Annotated in this window: 22 protein-coding genes and 1 tRNA gene; 14 read left to right on the plus strand and 9 right to left on the minus strand. The window is 49.2% G+C overall.

The genetic code is table 11. The features are described from left to right. Positions 1-56 precede the first annotated feature (56 nt). The 4 genes from AC6I8V_RS07885 to AC6I8V_RS07900 are packed head-to-tail and all read right to left on the minus strand — an operon-like array spanning position 57 to position 2,220. Complete coding sequence (locus AC6I8V_RS07885; protein WP_497845325.1) at positions 57-719, minus strand: hypothetical protein; 663 nt, start codon at positions 717-719, stop codon at positions 57-59. After that, complete coding sequence (locus tag AC6I8V_RS07890; RefSeq protein ID WP_497845326.1) at positions 719-1,384, minus strand: ATP-binding protein; 666 nt, start codon at positions 1,382-1,384, stop codon at positions 719-721. The genes AC6I8V_RS07885 and AC6I8V_RS07890 overlap by 1 nt, the downstream gene beginning before the upstream one ends. 1 nt (position 1,385) lies before the next feature. Continuing rightward, positions 1,386-2,054, minus strand: a complete 669-nt coding sequence (exoX, locus tag AC6I8V_RS07895) for an exodeoxyribonuclease X (RefSeq protein ID WP_497845327.1) — start codon at positions 2,052-2,054, stop codon at positions 1,386-1,388. Then, positions 2,029-2,220 (minus strand): hypothetical protein, encoded by a 192-nt coding sequence (locus AC6I8V_RS07900; RefSeq protein WP_497845328.1) that lies wholly within the window; start codon positions 2,218-2,220, stop codon positions 2,029-2,031. The genes exoX and AC6I8V_RS07900 overlap by 26 nt, the downstream gene beginning before the upstream one ends. 233 nt (positions 2,221-2,453) lie before the next feature. Here AC6I8V_RS07900 and AC6I8V_RS07905 point away from each other — a divergent pair, with 233 nt between their 5' ends. Continuing rightward, positions 2,454-2,663, plus strand: a complete 210-nt coding sequence (locus AC6I8V_RS07905) for a hypothetical protein (protein ID WP_497845329.1) — start codon at positions 2,454-2,456, stop codon at positions 2,661-2,663. 172 nt (positions 2,664-2,835) lie between these two features. Here AC6I8V_RS07905 and AC6I8V_RS07910 read toward each other — a convergent pair whose 3' ends face one another. The 4 genes from AC6I8V_RS07910 to kil all read right to left on the minus strand — a co-directional run bounded on the left by AC6I8V_RS07910 (position 2,836) and on the right by kil (position 5,132). Continuing rightward, positions 2,836-4,323, minus strand: coding sequence for a RecE-related exodeoxyribonuclease (locus AC6I8V_RS07910; RefSeq protein WP_497845330.1), 1,488 nt, complete (start codon positions 4,321-4,323; stop codon positions 2,836-2,838). 101 nt (positions 4,324-4,424) lie between these two features. Beyond that, positions 4,425-4,504 (minus strand) — tRNA-OTHER (locus AC6I8V_RS07915). Between the two features lie 61 nt (positions 4,505-4,565). Continuing rightward, entirely contained in the window at positions 4,566-4,910 is a 345-nt protein-coding gene (locus tag AC6I8V_RS07920) for a hypothetical protein (RefSeq protein ID WP_497845331.1), read from the minus strand. Positions 4,911-4,985: 75 nt separating this feature from the next. After that, positions 4,986-5,132: a host cell division inhibitory peptide Kil gene (gene kil / locus AC6I8V_RS07925; protein WP_497845332.1), complete on the minus strand. Its 147-nt coding sequence runs from the start codon at positions 5,130-5,132 to the stop codon at positions 4,986-4,988. Between the two features lie 131 nt (positions 5,133-5,263). Here kil and AC6I8V_RS07930 point away from each other — a divergent pair, with 131 nt between their 5' ends. Then, complete coding sequence (locus AC6I8V_RS07930) at positions 5,264-5,782, plus strand: super-infection exclusion protein B (RefSeq protein WP_497845333.1); 519 nt, start codon at positions 5,264-5,266, stop codon at positions 5,780-5,782. Positions 5,783-6,159: 377 nt separating this feature from the next. On the opposite strand, the gene AC6I8V_RS07935 is transcribed toward AC6I8V_RS07930, so the two are convergent. After that, positions 6,160-6,585 carry a helix-turn-helix domain-containing protein gene (locus AC6I8V_RS07935; RefSeq protein WP_497845334.1) on the minus strand — a complete coding sequence of 142 codons (426 nt, stop codon included), beginning with the start codon at positions 6,583-6,585 and terminating at the stop codon, positions 6,160-6,162. Between the two features lie 127 nt (positions 6,586-6,712). Here AC6I8V_RS07935 and AC6I8V_RS07940 point away from each other — a divergent pair, with 127 nt between their 5' ends. The 12 genes from AC6I8V_RS07940 (at position 6,713) to AC6I8V_RS07995 (ending at position 13,959) form a co-directional block, all read left to right on the plus strand. Then, positions 6,713-6,994 (plus strand): transcriptional regulator, encoded by a 282-nt coding sequence (locus AC6I8V_RS07940; protein WP_497845335.1) that lies wholly within the window; start codon positions 6,713-6,715, stop codon positions 6,992-6,994. After that, the gene (locus AC6I8V_RS07945; protein ID WP_497845336.1) at positions 6,972-7,448 is read left to right on the plus strand and encodes a toxin YdaT family protein; all 477 of its coding nucleotides are present in this window, start codon (positions 6,972-6,974) and stop codon (positions 7,446-7,448) included. The genes AC6I8V_RS07940 and AC6I8V_RS07945 overlap by 23 nt, the downstream gene beginning before the upstream one ends. A 23-nt stretch (positions 7,449-7,471) precedes the next feature. Then, on the plus strand, positions 7,472-8,467 hold the full coding sequence (locus AC6I8V_RS07950) for a phage replisome organizer (RefSeq protein WP_497845337.1): 996 nt from the start codon (positions 7,472-7,474) through the stop codon (positions 8,465-8,467). Beyond that, the gene (locus AC6I8V_RS07955; protein WP_497845338.1) at positions 8,442-8,726 is read left to right on the plus strand and encodes a P-loop NTPase family protein; all 285 of its coding nucleotides are present in this window, start codon (positions 8,442-8,444) and stop codon (positions 8,724-8,726) included. The genes AC6I8V_RS07950 and AC6I8V_RS07955 overlap by 26 nt, the downstream gene beginning before the upstream one ends. Before the next feature lie 504 nt (positions 8,727-9,230). Then, positions 9,231-9,455, plus strand: a complete 225-nt coding sequence (locus AC6I8V_RS07960; protein WP_497845339.1) for a hypothetical protein — start codon at positions 9,231-9,233, stop codon at positions 9,453-9,455. A gap of 50 nt (positions 9,456-9,505) precedes the next feature. Beyond that, positions 9,506-10,099 carry a DUF1367 family protein gene (locus AC6I8V_RS07965; RefSeq protein ID WP_497845340.1) on the plus strand — a complete coding sequence of 198 codons (594 nt, stop codon included), beginning with the start codon at positions 9,506-9,508 and terminating at the stop codon, positions 10,097-10,099. Further along, positions 10,096-10,296, plus strand: a complete 201-nt coding sequence (locus tag AC6I8V_RS07970; RefSeq protein ID WP_497845341.1) for a hypothetical protein — start codon at positions 10,096-10,098, stop codon at positions 10,294-10,296. Before AC6I8V_RS07965 ends, AC6I8V_RS07970 begins: the two co-directional genes overlap by 4 nt. Next, the gene (locus tag AC6I8V_RS07975; RefSeq protein WP_497845342.1) at positions 10,289-11,977 is read left to right on the plus strand and encodes a DNA cytosine methyltransferase; all 1,689 of its coding nucleotides are present in this window, start codon (positions 10,289-10,291) and stop codon (positions 11,975-11,977) included. Before AC6I8V_RS07970 ends, AC6I8V_RS07975 begins: the two co-directional genes overlap by 8 nt. Before the next feature lie 361 nt (positions 11,978-12,338). Continuing rightward, complete coding sequence (locus tag AC6I8V_RS07980) at positions 12,339-12,644, plus strand: Ref family recombination enhancement nuclease (protein ID WP_497845343.1); 306 nt, start codon at positions 12,339-12,341, stop codon at positions 12,642-12,644. Next, positions 12,641-13,198, plus strand: a complete 558-nt coding sequence (locus tag AC6I8V_RS07985) for a DUF1133 family protein (protein ID WP_497845344.1) — start codon at positions 12,641-12,643, stop codon at positions 13,196-13,198. Before AC6I8V_RS07980 ends, AC6I8V_RS07985 begins: the two co-directional genes overlap by 4 nt. A 95-nt stretch (positions 13,199-13,293) precedes the next feature. Further along, positions 13,294-13,596: a type II toxin-antitoxin system HigB family toxin gene (locus AC6I8V_RS07990; RefSeq protein ID WP_497845345.1), complete on the plus strand. Its 303-nt coding sequence runs from the start codon at positions 13,294-13,296 to the stop codon at positions 13,594-13,596. A gap of 3 nt (positions 13,597-13,599) precedes the next feature. Continuing rightward, a complete protein-coding gene (locus AC6I8V_RS07995) occupies positions 13,600-13,959 on the plus strand; it encodes a helix-turn-helix domain-containing protein (RefSeq protein WP_497845346.1) in 360 nt (119 codons plus the stop codon). The last annotated feature ends 920 nt before the right edge of the window (positions 13,960-14,879 follow it).

Genomic DNA, 14,879 nt, shown 5'->3' on the forward strand with positions numbered 1-14,879 from the left:
ACGCCATATTTAAATACTGGTTACTTTCGGTTTATTTCAGATGGTTATATTCATTTTTAAAATGGAATTTCCTCATCGTCATCAGGTACCTGCTGCATTTGCTGATGATGGATAGTCGCAGCCTGTTGTAAACGTGACTGAGGCTGGCCGTTTGCATTGGCCCACTGGTTCTGATTCATGCCACCTGGTGCCTTCTGGCGTTCATCGCGGTCAGAAAGGGAGGACAGCAGCTTGCCTACCGCTTCCGCTGGCAGATTCTCCATCGCCTCCTTGTATGTTTTGCGTGTCTTTAATCCAAACGCCTGGCGGATTTCGAATTTATATCCGTCTCCTCCGTCATTTTTGGTATACAGAACTTTTTGCAAAACCAGACCGATTGGTTTTCCTTCCAGCTCTTTACAGTGAAGCCCTGTTCCGTTTTCAGTTGTGACTTCAGTTGCGAAAAGCTGCTTGGTCTGAGTAAGGCCCATAATGGCGTTTATCATCGCGGTACCACTTTTTAGCGGGTTTCCCTCGCGCCCCACGAAGGGGATGCGGAGGTAATTAATTACCCCTACGTCAGAATCCAGCGACAGCTCCAGCGATTCAGATTGAGAGTTTTGTCCTGTGGTGAAAAGTGCCTGCCGGATAGTGCCGGTGTAAGCGCCGGTTTCGGTTGCGCCGCCGGGGCCGGAAGTTTTTGCAGAATCGGCGTCAAAGGTAAACATAGGCTGCTGCATTATGCTGTTTCTCCATTATTAAGTTCGTAATAATCCCGGATTGCCGCGTCCACGGCGTTCAGGTCGTTCTCGATCTGAAACTGGTCAAAGAGGCCAATCGGTGATTTAACCGGGTCGGTGCCGTCGGATTGAGTGGTGAAGTAGTAGCGGCCATCCGCCACGCCTGTGCGCAGCGCTATGCTGAACATGCCTTCGACGGTGATTTTCTCGTCCAGCATCTTGCCGATGGTCTTCATCTTGATACGGCCAGCTGCTGTTTCTTCGGTGTGCGCCAGGAAGTAAACAATCAGGTCATCAGCTGCCGCCTGCGCGGCGCGGATAACGTCCCAGGCTCCGCCGCCAATCTCTGTGAACTTTTCATACGTTTTTTCACTGCGACGCCGCATAAACTGGTTGCCCATCACATACTGAAAATCATCAACCACCACGAATCGTTTACCGGCGCGCCGGGCATATTTAATAATCGTGATGATGTCTGCCGGAATATCAGTAAAAAAGACGTTACCGGTTTTGGTGTTAAAGTCGCGTGGCTTCCACCCCGTGGACTTAAACGGAAGGCGTTTGTTTTCCGGGTTAACCAGAAACCCCCGTTCGGGATTCATGCGCATCAGGCTGGTTGATTTTCCAGAGCCTGACTCGCCAAGAATAAGCACCGGGATACCCATATCAGCGCCCCATATGGTGTTGCATGGTGAATTTCTGATCCTCATCGAGTTCCAGATTTCCCAGCGCCCAGCGCAGATAGCTCGGGTCGGTCGCTGCAATCTCTTCGAAGGTTTTGCCCTTGTGCTTACCGAAGCGCATGGTGTGCAGCAGGGAGGGGCGGGAAGAGATATCGCGCATCTGTGAGATCGTGAATCTGGCTTCCCGATTCAGGCGCAGCAGCAACGCCGCCGTGACATAGCAGTCATACAATGCCCGGTGTGCGTGCAATCCCTCCGGCACATCAACGTCCAGCATGAAGTGATAGCGCAGGTACTGGTTAGTGTGGCTTTCCAGCGCAGGAAACAGCTCGCGGGCCAGCTTCAGGGTGCAGATCCACGGTGCTGTAATTTGTGGCAGCTTTTCCCGGTCAAATTTCGCGTTATGCGCCACATAAACGTCAGCGCCCTGATACCGGTCAATCACATCATCAATCGCCGGGGCATCGGCCACCATTGCATCCGTGATGTGGTGCACAGCCATTGCGCCAACGGTGATAGGCTCTGGTGGTTTTACAAAATCGCTCATCGGATTACACAACTGACCATCGACAATATCGATGCTGGCCAGCTCACAGATGCCACCTTCAAAGCTGGTGGTTTCTGTATCAATAATTCGAATAACTGTGGACATAAAACTCTCCTGTAATTGCGTCGGCGTTCGCTTCGCGTTGTGCCAGTCTGTGGGCCAGCGCCACAAGCTCCGCCGGGGTAACGTGGTTCTGCTCACATACATGCAGAATCGTGCCGAGTGTCAGGGAATGCATCGCCTCATGCAGGGCGAATTCAGTGGGGTTCATGATTTGCACCACCTGCCGTGAGCAGGCCGTTTTGCCGAAACACGGATTGATTGCTGATAGGTCCCGGCGCAATCCCTGTCAGTACAAAAGGTGTGCTGCTCGGTACGATTCCAGAAGCGGATCAGCACCCGCTTTGTATCGCCAGGCTGGCGGAAGTGGCCGCAGTATTTGCACCGATCTGATTCGGTGAATTCAGTGGCTGATTGCAGGATCACCCACTCACTGAAGCGGCGATGATTGCCATGCTCATCGGTATAATTGACAACAGTTTCATTTCTACCATTGAGATCCGGCTCAATGCTGCAACCGTCAAAAATGACGCAGAGGCTGCCAATTTTGATTGGCGTGCCTTCGGGCAATTCGCTGAGGCGCTGGCGGGTAAGTTTCGGTATTATTTTCATGGGTGCACCTCTGCTGATTTGGTGCGGTTTAACGATTCCTGACGGGCTTCCAGAGCCTGAGTGATTACGTCGGCAGCTGTATTGCAGTCACTGCTCCAGCGGTCAAAAGCCTCATTAACGACATTGACAAGATGTGCTTCAATTTTTATGTCAATGATTTCCGCTAAGCGTGAACTGCCAGCTATATGGTTCAGCCGGGAAATTAATAATTCTGTCAGGGCATCAGTGGGCAGGGCATGACGGGGGATTGATCATCATGGCCGACTTCCGTTTTTTCACCCTCTTTTAAGGCGGGATATTCTCCGGTGTCCACCAGCGCGGAGATGTCGTAAATCCCGTTGCCAAGTGAGCGCACATCAGCAGCAGGTGTATCGGTGTTCTGCTGGTCTGCCTGCGTTGTACCGATTGAAGGTTCCGGAGTTTCAGGAACAGAGGCAGTGTCACCGGCGGGTGCGCTTTTCAGTGCCTGATGTTCTTCTTTGCTGATCTCATAAAAGCCCTGAGCAATCAGGTCGGCCAGGCCTTTTAATTTATTGGCGCGACGCAGTTCACCTGCATCGTTACGGGCATAGAACGGGCCTGTGCGCTCTGTTACCGGCGGCGTTTCCGCGTCCGGCGTTGGTTCATCAGGCTGTTGGTCATCAACAACCACTTCATCAGCCGTTTCCGCTCCTGCTGCCAGTACAGGCTTTTTGTCCGGATTGTTCTGTTCGGTTTCATCTTCAAATTTCCCGTTTGCGGCTAAATAGCCACTGATGTATTCATTCAGCTGTACCGGGTTTTTATGAATATCCAGAGGGCGCAGCTGAACGAGCGCATGAATTGTCAGCAGGTCATATTTCAGTGCATTGCTCTGGGTTCGCAGGGTCATGCTGATGCGCTTCCAGTCATCGCGATCCTTTCCGATTACATCGCGTTTTGCCCAGCGAAGAATTTCACCTTCCACACTTCCGGGTGTTACGTCACCCGGCCAGAGTGATGTTGCCACCTCAATATCGAGTGTTTCGTAGGTATGTTTGTAGGTACGACGGGGGCGGGAACTGGAAACAGGCGTTTCGTCTTGCTGGGCCTGCGTCGCAGCCTGAATACGGATAACTTTGCTGCCGGGTTCATTCCGGGCAGCCTGGCGGTCTTTAAGCCAGGCCTCGCAGAATGTTTTCATCTGCGGCCAGTTGTCGCCGGGTTCGAAGTTATTACCCAGCTCACCGATCAGCTCCAGAACGGCGCCCGGATGCATGGGGGAAATTCCCTGAGCGCGGCATAATGCTTCGACTATATGTCCTTCAAAAGTGCCCATCTCGCCCTGAATCAATACCAGCGCATCATTGAACTGGGATGTGCTAATCGAGGTCGTTCCATAGCGCACCAGCACCGCCATTTTCTGCTCAGGGGGAAGGGCGTTATAGTTAACCGGGGCGTGGGTGTCCGGGCGCACAATGAATCCACCATTCTTTGCATCCCAGATATGGGTTTTCACGTATTCGGCATCTAGGACATTCATCGCCGGACGGGGTATGCCGGGGCGGTCCTCACATACCAGCGGCTCGGCATAAAGATCAAAATCATCCGGGCGCAGTTGCTCCAGCATGCTCATAGCCTTCGAACGGGCGACCCATGCTGCGCGTTCTTCCAGACAGGTCGCATATTCCGGCAAACCTGACTGTGGGTTTTCGGGATGCAGATAGACGTTATAGGGCTGCATTATTTTCTCCTTTAATAATTGATGCTTTGTAAAACACACCGCAGATGCGTTTTAAAAAGCCCCGCCGGTAAAAGCGGGGAAGTACTACACACAGCATTTTGATGTGATGGCCGGACTTGAACCGGCGACCTCCCGTACCCTGAGCCACAGCCGGGCGCTACTTCCGCTGAGCTACACCACAACCGCCTGGACACTGATAAATGCGCACGCGGTTGCAGTGCCCCGCGAACGGGGCGCTGGCGTTAATGCATGGCGCGGCTGGCTTTGCTGAGTCCGGCCAGCATGGCTGCCAACATTTCAGCCGGGCCGTGGATGGTTTCAGCTATTGCAGCGTTGAGAGCTTCTTCGGGCAGGTGGAAATGCTGAGTAGCCAGAGCAAGAACAGCGCAGTCGTAACAATCAGCCTCAGGCAGGAGGCCGCCAGCAGTAAAAGGAGTGATGCGATCAGGGGTGCCGTGAACCAAACTTTCTTCGACATGAATAAAACCGAGGGCCGTTTCATGCGCTGAAATCATTAAAATTGAATTGATGCCAGTTTTATTAATCAGACCGAAATTAATACGAACAAGAATATTTAAACTTTTCATGATTTACCTTATTAAGATTGAGTGAACCCCTACCGGATTAGCGGTATGTAAAAACAATAAGTTGTAAGTTAAATGTTAATTTGACTTGGTCTTGCCACCAACAGCGTAAAAATAGAGCCTGATGGCTTCACGCCACATAACTTTGTCATTAAGAAATCTGGCGATGATCGCTTTACTACGGGCAGAAATAATCGCCTGCTCTCTGGTAAGTTGCCTGTCCATATCATCACTCTGTTAACCGGAACAGAAAACATGCCTGCTTTTATTACCCGTTCAGGCGGCACGGGTTCTCGCTATACCCCTACAGAGAGAATCGTGATAGCATTCTCGAACCCCTAAAGAGAGAAAAAAGAATGGAATCATTAATAAATTTGCTTTTGAAAGTTTTTAACAATGAACCTCTGGAACGCCTCATGTATGTAATTCTCTTTTGGGCATTGGCTCTTTGTGCAATTCCCTCGGATTTCGCAATGTCGGTTAATGAGAAAACCCACATCCCTTGGCTCTTCCACATTTTCTTATTTGCCCTGACATATGTTCTGGCTCTCATGTTTTCACGCGTACGTTTGCGAGTGGTTAAAAGCAAACCTTCGGGACAGGAAAGAAATGAAACCAGAATTATTAAAACGCTTAACAAACTTTCTCAAAATGAGCGGGAAATCATAATTGAATACCTTGATACCAGAGCTGTTGGTATCAGGCTTCATGCACGGGATCCACGAATCAGTACCTTGCAAAAGAAAGGTATCGCCAAACCGCATACGCAGATAGATGACAATGAATGGTTCTGTATGCTTGATGAGGAAGTCTGCAAAGTTGCAGTCAAAGCATGGGAACCATACACCCAAAAGTTCACGCTTAAAAAGCGATAACGCTTTATCAGTCGAGTCTTGGTGATGTCTGCCGTGTTTAACCATGGTTATCATCTTTTCCCGTAGTGCCAGCTGCAACGCAGAGTGCTGTACCCAGCAAACCGAGAACACCTCCACCAACGACCGCCAGTAAAATCCAAACCCAAAACCATGAATCGCATTCCATGTGAATCTCCTTTTTCCCCTTATCGCCGGGGCGCGGAACGTTTAACAAATCACTGTGCATAAGTACTTTGCTTGAGATGAAATATCCAATTTATGGATAAAATCAATCAAGAGGAAAATATGCAAACCTTCCATTAATTTTTCATCATATTGATTTTTAGGCATAAAAAAACCGACCAGGAAGGTCGGTTCATTTCGAGTGTATTGGCAGGCTACTGGTTCTGAAGTTTGAGTAACTCTTTGAAAAGTTTGTCATATTTAATGACGCTCTTTTCAAGTTCTTCAATAAAGAGAATCTTCTCAGATTCAGGAAGACGTTTTAATGAATTAAGGATATTGGATTCTTCGTTGCTGAGGCGCACCCAACCTGCACTCCCATCCTGAAAATCAGCCTGACCAGTGTTTCTGATGTACTGGAACAACTCGATTAAGTCAGGTCTGATTTCTTCCGGCTTGACGCCCAGGATGCTGGCGAACTTAACAGTGTTCTCCATATTCAGTGGAGCCTTGCCATTCAGGTACTGGCTTACGGTTGACTGATGCTCGAAGCCCAGCAATTCAGCAGCCTTCTCCTGAGTGAGTCTAAGCTCGACTTTTCTCCTGTCCCAGATTTCTTTTAAGTTGTGATCAGTTTTCATCTTTTGGATTTTGGTTAGGTGATGCGGGTCATTCTATGCATGGAATGTATAACTATCTATTGGGTTTACTGTTGATCTTTTTTATGTAAACCTTGTATATTCTATGGCGAGAACATAAGGACTACACATGAAATTTAATGATTACCTACAGACATACAACATCACGCAGTTGGAGTTTGCCCTGATTGTGGGTGCTTCACAGCCACATGTGAGCAGGGTGGCAAGTGGTGCGTGGTCGCTCAAGGGACGCGTAGCCCGAAAATGGGCAGAGGCTACAAACTGGATTGTCACCCCACATGACTTATGCCCTGAAGACTATCCGAATCCGACGGACGGCCTGCCGCCTGTCATTCAAGCTAGCATGCTCAAGGAACTGGAGCTGAATCATGAGAATCACACCAACAGTTGAGGACGTAGCAGAGGAAGTAGAAATGTGGGCGGTGGAGGTAGGGTGGAAAGCGGTTGCCTTAGCAGTTGCTGCTGAATACCACTGCGATAGCGACGGTACTCTCCTTCCTGTTGCGGAAAGCGAGGTGGATCTCAGAAATCTTGTGCAGAAACTACGGCGGACCTTCCGTGGGTGCTGCAATCCAAGATATGCACCTCAGGCGGAGATACTCAGTAAGGCCGCAATTTCTGCGATGCCTGCTGAACGCCGTGCACGGCTGGTGTCACCTGGTGATCCAGTATTGCTGGCTGCTATTGCAGCAAAAGAGGGGATTGAGGCGGTTAACGCCGTAAATCTTGGTGCTGGTCATCCGGTACTGCTCAAAGAAATTGATGAGGCTATATCCGCTTTTTCTGCTGTCAGAGCAGCAGTGTTGAATGGCTCCAGCAACTCAACTGCCTTTGAATACACGTAACAATTTTGTCTTAAGGGTTATTTATGGCCAATTCCTGGCTGCGCCTCTGGCATGACATGCCTACCGATCCGAAATGGCGAACAATTGCCCGTAAGTCGGGACAAAGCATTGGCAATGTGATTGCCGTTTATGTGCATATCCTTGTTAACGCATCGAGCGGCAGAGAAACGTTGGTTAACGCAGATGTAACGCAGAGTAACGCTGACATGCGCGGCGTAATTAAAAACTTGTGTGTGGATGATGTTGCCAGCTCATTAGATATTGAAACTGACCAGGTTGAGAAGATTATTTCGGCAATGCAAGGGAAGGTTCTTGAAGGTGAAATTGTCACTGGCTGGAACAGGCGTCAACCAAAGCGGGAAGACAATTCCGCCTCACGCGTCAAGGCTTTAAGGGAAAGAAAAAGGGCTGCAAATGATTCTGGTAAAGGTGATCCAGCCAGTGTTGAAACGACAGGAAACGCAGGTGTAACGCAAAGTAACGCACCAGATACAGATACAGATACAGATACAGATACAGATACAGATACAGAATTAAATGATCAAAACACTATGGTTCATGGCGAAAAAAATGCCAGTGAACCAGGTGGTGATCTCCAGGCTCAGGAACAGCCGGATATTCAGGAAACCACCGAGGCGTCCAAGAAAAAAAAACAGTCCGAATATTTGCCTGAGTTTGACCAGGTCTGGAAGGAATATCCCCGCCGTGCCGGAGCTAATCCGAAACACGCAGGATTCAGCGCCTGGAATGCCCGAAGGCGGGAGGGCGTTAGCCCTGAAACGATGCTAAATGGCGTAAAGCGGTACGCAGATTACCTCCGGGTGACCGGCAAGCTCGGCACGGAATTTGTTCAACAGGCATCGACATTTTTCGGGAAAAATCGAGGCTTTGAAAACTCCTGGGATCATCCCCCAGGAACCACGGCACTGAGAGACATACACGAGATTTCCTCAACGAACTATGAGATCCCGGATGGCTTCCGGGGAGGTTTCGATGAAACAGACCCCAGCGATTCTTGAGCGGTTTAACCGGCTGATGCCGCAGGGCGTGACGCCCAAATTTTCCACGGTGACAGAGTGGCAGGAATGGCAGCAGGCGGAAGCACGAAAGCGCTGTTCGGTGATCGACGCACAGAACCGGCAGACGAGAGCAGCCAGGCTGCTTGGCCGCTCCGGTATTCAGGTATTACACCGGCACCGCACATTTAAGAATTATCAGGTCAATGGGAATGGACAGCGGCAGGCATTCAGCGCGACGAAGAATCATTTTCGCTATTAACTATTCATTCAGTCTCAAAAAATGATATATGTTAAACGGCAGGTAAACAGAATGACAGTTGGAAAAGATGTGGGTAAAAATAGCCATTTAAAACAGTGCTAATACATGAGTTATTCCAAAAACATTTCCAGACGGCATTAAGTGGGAAAATAACGTTCATTTAATTTCAGGTGTTAAATGACATTGAATATCCTGTCTGGAATTGTGATTGAATTAACTGATTTTATGAAATCAACCTCAGCGCCATTTGCCAGGATTTGATCTGAGGCAAAATATTTAAATTATATCTAAGTAAAGTCCGGTGCTTCCATCCTTGCCCTGCTTTATACCTCTTTGTGGGTATGTCATGAATTGGGCATGATTGTTGAATGAGATTCATTTGTACGAATTTGGATGGCAAAGACATCGGTGAGGATTTCGTAGAAACAGATCTGAAGAAACCCAAAAAAATTGAAGAGTTGCTTTCACGAAGTCTGAAAATCAAACCATACGTAGGATTTACATATGATTGAAGCTGACACGTTAGATTGGTATCTGAGAAGTGGTGGGAAGGTACTGGTACATTTGGATGCAGACGGCAATCTGCAACACACATATATGGGCCGTAACGATGAAGAGTATGGGCCTGCAAGCGGTATTCTTGAAGTATTTTTGTCAGCATATCCCAAGGGGGATTTCAGAACACATGTTATGAGTTATCTTGCAAGGCAAAAGCGTCGTAACTTATAATTCAATTAAGGCTGAACACCTTACTGATCACTGTGCCACCGGAGAGAACGATGGCGCAGATTTATCTTTTCAAAACACCCGAAAATCTCCTGTCCCCGGCTAACCCCGAGGCCAGAGATTACGTTACCCGGTTAAAACCGGGCATCCTGCTGAACTGTGATGTGCGCCGTGCGCGCAATTACCAGTTTCATAAACTATTTTTTTCCCTGCTGAATCTCGGTTTTGAATACTGGATACCGACGGCCGGTGCTATCTCAGAAACTGAAAAATTTCTGTTGCGCGGTTACGTCGAGTACCTGATATCGATGTCAGGTCATCGCACTATTCTGAACGAAACGCTTGATGTGTATCTTGAGCTGGCCGGGCAGCGCCGTGCTGACGGTGTTGTGTTGGCAAAAGAGTTTGAGGCTTACCGCAAGTGGGCGGTTATGACGGCAGGGTTTTATGATGAATTTCTTCTGCCTGATGGAATCATACGCCGGGAAGCGCGCTCTATTTCATTTGCCAGCATGTCAGAGGATGAATTCCGGCAGCTTTATAAAGCTGTGCTTAACGTCCTCTGGAACACCATTCTGAACCGCAAATTCAAGTCCCAACAGGAAGCAGAAAACGCTGCCGCCCAACTGTGGGACTACGCCGCATGAAAAATCAAACCGTATGGCCTGAAGAAGTTAAGGCGTTATTCCGGCAAGTGCCTGATGCAGCGAATTGTGATCCTCAATTGCAGGTACGCCTGCATTACCATATCAACCGTCTGCTACTGATTGGCACCCCTTCTGAAGAAATACGTGCCGAGCTGGCGCTGATGGTCAACGCGCTGGAGGGAACCCGTAATGCGTGAGCTTATCGTTGATAATTTTGCCGGTGGTGGTGGCGCAAGTACGGGTATTGAGCTGGCGACAGGGCGAAGTGTGGATATAGCCATAAACCATGACCCACATGCCATTGCCATGCACACCACTAACCACCCCGGCACGCTTCACTATTGTGAAAATGTGTTCGACCTTGATCCTCTGGCGGCAACCGCGCACCAGCCCGTTGCCCTGGCCTGGTTCAGTCCCGACTGCCGCCACTTTTCCAGGGCAAAGGGTGCTACGCCGGTAGCGAAAGAAATACGCGGCCTTGCCTGGGTGGTGATCCGCTGGGCGCTGGCGGTTCGTCCTCGCGTCATGATGCTGGAAAATGTTGCAGAATTTCAGACCTGGGGACCGCTGCTGGATGATATAGCGCGGCCTGACCCGGTCAGAGCTGGGGAAACCTTCGCCGCATTTGTCGGGATGCTGGGTAACGGTATTCCTGCCGATCATCCTGCGCTGGATGAAGTGTGTGATTTTCTGAATATTGATCGTCACGGAATCGAAGCCAGACGACTGATTGCCGGATTAGGCTATGCGATCGAACATCGGGAATTGCGCGCCTGCGATTATGGCGCCCCGACAATCCGCAAACGGTTCTTCATGGTGATGCGCTGCGATGGTAAGCCGATTGCGTGGCCACAGCCAACCCACGGAGATCCGAAAAGTCTGGCGGTTCAGTCAGGCCACATAAAACATTGGCGCACTGCTGCCGGGTGCATTGACTGGTCATTACCCTGCAACAGTATTTTTGGTCGGAAAAAGCCGCTGGCTGAGAATACCCTTAAACGCATCGCGCGCGGCATTCAGCGGTTCGTTATCGACAATCCAGCGCCATTCATAGTGAAGTGCAACCACACCAGCACCCGAACGAAATATGACTGTTTCCGGGGGCATGCTCTCAGTCAACCGATGCAGACCATCACACAAACCCACGGCTATGCCGTTGTTGCGCCGATTTTTGCCGGTACCGGCGGTTCAACTTTCCAGATGAAACCCCGACCCGTGAATAAACCTTTCATCACTCTTATGTCACAGAACCGTACCAACGTTGTAGCACCAGTGCTGGCACCGGTAATTTCCCGGCAGTTCGGTAACAGCACCGGCCATGCGATAGATGAGCCAGCAGGTACTGTAACGGCTGGCGGTGGTGGAAAAAGTGCATTGGTAACGGCTTTTCTCGCGAAACATTTCGGCGGCAATTACAGCGGCCCCGGGGCGCCGTTAGATTCTCCAGCTCACACGGTGACGGCAACGGATCACCATGCGTTGATCACCAGCAGCCTGATAAAGATGCGCGGTACCAACATCGGCCAGCAAACAGATTTACCACTCCAGACAGTTACCGCCGGGGGCAACCATTTTGGTGAAGTAAGGGCTTTCCTTGAAAAATATTGTGGGGACATGGGGAAATATCCGGGTCTGGTCAACGTGGATGGGGTCAATTACCACATCGTCGATATCGGGATGCGAATGCTCCAGCCTCAAGAACTTTACGCGGCGCAGGGTTTCCCGGCTGATTACATCATCGACAGTGATCACCACGGTGTGAAATATTCCAAAGATAAGCAGGTGGCCAGGTGCGGCAATGCCGTGCCACCACAGTTTGCGGAAGCGCTGGTACGTGCCAACCTGCCGGAGATGTGCGCCGGGGAGGTGGCAGCATGAAAAATGAGATCTGCATTTTCTGCGGCGCACCTTCGACATTGCTTTGTGACGGGCATCTGGGCTACCCACCGCACAGGCACGAACCCGATTGCATATCACCGCTTGAACCCTATACCTGTGACGCGCCAATGTGCCGTGAATGCGCGACGCTGAAAGCAACAATGCATATCTGTCGCCGCCGTCGCGGGTGCATACATGAGACGGTTGATCATTGTCCCGCGTGTGTGGCCAACCTGCCGCAACACAACCGCCGAATCATTCATTCATCCGAACAGGCGCAGGTGATACGCGCCGCTCACTGGATGAGTAATCCCACTGAGTTTCAGAAGCGACAGCGGATTATTCAGGGCGGAGGTCAGCAATGTCTCGATCTGTGACTAAGGCCGAACACGATCACATGCAGCGCGTGAAAGAAATGTGCTGCGTAGTCTGCCGTAACCTGGGATATGGCGAATCACCCGCAGAGATTCACCACCTGCGTAGTGGTTGTGGTATGGGCCAGCGTGCCAGCCATTACCGCACAATTCCCCTTTGCCCTGCACACCATCGTACAGGCGGTTACGGTGTGGCTATCCACGCCGGGCAGAAAATGTGGGAAGAAATTTACGGTACCGAAGAAAGCCTGCTGGATCAGGTGACCAGAGAATTAGATGAGGGCACTAAATGATTTATCCATCAACAACAGGAAAAACTGACGGCAATGAAATCCGTCTTGGTACTCTGGAGAGCATCTGGATACAGGGCAAACTCCGGATGTGGGGCAGATGGTCTTACATCGGCGGCGGCAATGGAGGGAATATGTTTAACCATTTGCTTGCCAGCAGAAAAATCACGAAATCAGCCATCAATGAAGTGCTCCGGAGAATGAAAAAATCGGGTATCAGCAAGTCAGATCTGGCTCTGTATTTTATCGATCTACTGGAAGGAAAGCATAAGAGCAGTCTTGCATTTTGCTCAGATAAAGAGGCTCTGCTGATTGACAGGGTTGTAAGTGAATCGTTGGCAGATTTTCCCGGTCTGATTGATATTATTCACCAGCGTTATGATGGACGTGGGATGAGTAAACGACAAATGGCATTCAGGCTTAATGAAGCTCATCCGGAGTGGTGCTTAAGAACCTGTGAGAGTCGCATTGATGTCTGGTTACAGTTAGCAGAAAAAATGCTGTATATACCGATGAATGAAGCGTTTGAGCGTAATCCGGAAAGGTTTACTCGTTAATATTATAAATATCAGCTCGTTACTTTTATCTGGATAAAGTCCCGAAATGGGATAAATTTGTTGAACTAGTCCCGAGATGGGACTAGTATATTGGCATGAAGATAATCGCTATCAAGACACTAAGGGATTTCTGGACGGCGAATCCTGACGCAGAGCAGCCGCTAAAAGCCTGGGTAGATGAAGCCAGCAGAGCTGAATGGAAAACCCCGGCAGAAATCAAAGAGCAGTATCGCAGCGCCAGTATTTTGAAAAACAAGCGCGTGGTATTTAACATCAAAGGGAATGACTACCGGTTAATCGTGGCTATTGCGTACCAGCGCGGATGGATGTTCATTAAATTCATCGGGACACATAAAGAGTACGACAGAATAGATGCTGAAACCGTCAATCTGGAGTGAATCATGCAGATTAAACCCATTAAAACAGAGCAAGACTATAATGCGGCATTACGTGCGGTAGAGCCGATGTTTGACAACGAGCCGCCAGCCGATACGCCGGAAGGTGATTTTTTTGAAATCATGTGCGTGCTTATCAATGAGTACGAAAACAAACATTATCCTATAGAAGCGCCTGACCCTGTTGAGGCGATTAAATTCCGTATGGATCAGCAGGGGTTGACTGTAAAAGACCTTGAGCCAGCAATAGGAAAATCTAACCGCGTTTACGAGGTGCTGAATCGTAAGCGTAATCTGACGCTGCCAATGATTAGAAAACTCCATGCGCAATTCGGTATTCCCCTTAGTAGTCTGGTGGGGGTTTGACATTGAGGGCCGGGCTTTAAATAGCGCTGGCTATTGCGTCCTTAATATTTGTATTGCGTTTTTGCGTAAAAAAAGGTTAAATCCGTATATGCTTCGCAAAGCTGTATCGCGAGCGACAGGATTAAAGAAAAGAACCCGCCAACGTGCGGGTTTTTTCTTTTCCGGGTTCGAACCTGAATAGAATTGATTTACGTCAAGCCATCCTGAACTTAAGGGGCGATATAAAATCATAGCTACGTTTTGTTTATCTTTTACCTGGTATGGTTTCTGCGTTACGGTGAATCCCCCTAAGCGGCGGGGTCAGCCCAGGATCTCCGACAATAAGTGACGGGACAGCTTGGCTATCTGTTCCACCGGGAGGCACCCGGCACCGTAGCAGCTAACACCAGGGCTATTAAATTAACACTCGCTCTCATATGACACTGAATTTATGATTGCCAGAGTGTGGAAATTGATTTTTGCCACTTCCGGAAAAAATAATTCCGGGTTAAGATTGATTTTGTGTCAAACGCGAATGCGATATTGCTTGGGTTTATACTTTATAGATGCGCTACCTGTACTTGCTTTTAACGTCACTTAATAGCCTTAACCTGCGAAAGCAGGTTTTTTTTACCTGAATTAAATGATTTGTTTGCCGCGCCGGTTGCGCGGGTTTTTACATCTAATTAATTCAACACCTTCCAGTGTGCCTCTTCCCATCGGGGTTTATATCCCACGAAACCGGAATTCTCCGGGCCATGCCGGAGGCGGGCATGTATTGACGGAACACGTTTACTGTCCGCGAGGTCTTTCATGACTGAATACCTTTGTAAGTCATAGCGCATTAATGCATTTCGGATTTTTACCTTGAAATATAAATTCTTACCAGCATTGATTTACGTCAAGCTGTCCTGAACTTAAGGGGCGATATAAAATCATAG

It is taken from the genome of Pantoea sp. X-Soil-TKNS-1207, from assembly GCF_059730485.1.

Coding starts and splice junctions, on each gene's coding strand:
- AC6I8V_RS07885 (WP_497845325.1), bottom strand. CDS start 719: ATGCAGCAGCCTATGTTTACCTTTGACGCCGATTCTGCAAAAACTTCC.
- AC6I8V_RS07890 (WP_497845326.1), bottom strand. CDS start 1,384: ATGGGTATCCCGGTGCTTATTCTTGGCGAGTCAGGCTCTGGAAAATCA.
- exoX (WP_497845327.1), bottom strand. CDS start 2,054: ATGTCCACAGTTATTCGAATTATTGATACAGAAACCACCAGCTTTGAA.
- AC6I8V_RS07900 (WP_497845328.1), bottom strand. CDS start 2,220: ATGAACCCCACTGAATTCGCCCTGCATGAGGCGATGCATTCCCTGACA.
- AC6I8V_RS07905 (WP_497845329.1), top strand. CDS start 2,454: ATGATTGCCATGCTCATCGGTATAATTGACAACAGTTTCATTTCTACC.
- AC6I8V_RS07910 (WP_497845330.1), bottom strand. CDS start 4,323: ATGCAGCCCTATAACGTCTATCTGCATCCCGAAAACCCACAGTCAGGT.
- AC6I8V_RS07920 (WP_497845331.1), bottom strand. CDS start 4,910: ATGAAAAGTTTAAATATTCTTGTTCGTATTAATTTCGGTCTGATTAAT.
- kil (WP_497845332.1), bottom strand. CDS start 5,132: ATGGACAGGCAACTTACCAGAGAGCAGGCGATTATTTCTGCCCGTAGT.
- AC6I8V_RS07930 (WP_497845333.1), top strand. CDS start 5,264: ATGGAATCATTAATAAATTTGCTTTTGAAAGTTTTTAACAATGAACCT.
- AC6I8V_RS07935 (WP_497845334.1), bottom strand. CDS start 6,585: ATGAAAACTGATCACAACTTAAAAGAAATCTGGGACAGGAGAAAAGTC.
- AC6I8V_RS07940 (WP_497845335.1), top strand. CDS start 6,713: ATGAAATTTAATGATTACCTACAGACATACAACATCACGCAGTTGGAG.
- AC6I8V_RS07945 (WP_497845336.1), top strand. CDS start 6,972: ATGAGAATCACACCAACAGTTGAGGACGTAGCAGAGGAAGTAGAAATG.
- AC6I8V_RS07950 (WP_497845337.1), top strand. CDS start 7,472: ATGGCCAATTCCTGGCTGCGCCTCTGGCATGACATGCCTACCGATCCG.
- AC6I8V_RS07955 (WP_497845338.1), top strand. CDS start 8,442: ATGAAACAGACCCCAGCGATTCTTGAGCGGTTTAACCGGCTGATGCCG.
- AC6I8V_RS07960 (WP_497845339.1), top strand. CDS start 9,231: ATGATTGAAGCTGACACGTTAGATTGGTATCTGAGAAGTGGTGGGAAG.
- AC6I8V_RS07965 (WP_497845340.1), top strand. CDS start 9,506: ATGGCGCAGATTTATCTTTTCAAAACACCCGAAAATCTCCTGTCCCCG.
- AC6I8V_RS07970 (WP_497845341.1), top strand. CDS start 10,096: ATGAAAAATCAAACCGTATGGCCTGAAGAAGTTAAGGCGTTATTCCGG.
- AC6I8V_RS07975 (WP_497845342.1), top strand. CDS start 10,289: ATGCGTGAGCTTATCGTTGATAATTTTGCCGGTGGTGGTGGCGCAAGT.
- AC6I8V_RS07980 (WP_497845343.1), top strand. CDS start 12,339: ATGTCTCGATCTGTGACTAAGGCCGAACACGATCACATGCAGCGCGTG.
- AC6I8V_RS07985 (WP_497845344.1), top strand. CDS start 12,641: ATGATTTATCCATCAACAACAGGAAAAACTGACGGCAATGAAATCCGT.
- AC6I8V_RS07990 (WP_497845345.1), top strand. CDS start 13,294: ATGAAGATAATCGCTATCAAGACACTAAGGGATTTCTGGACGGCGAAT.
- AC6I8V_RS07995 (WP_497845346.1), top strand. CDS start 13,600: ATGCAGATTAAACCCATTAAAACAGAGCAAGACTATAATGCGGCATTA.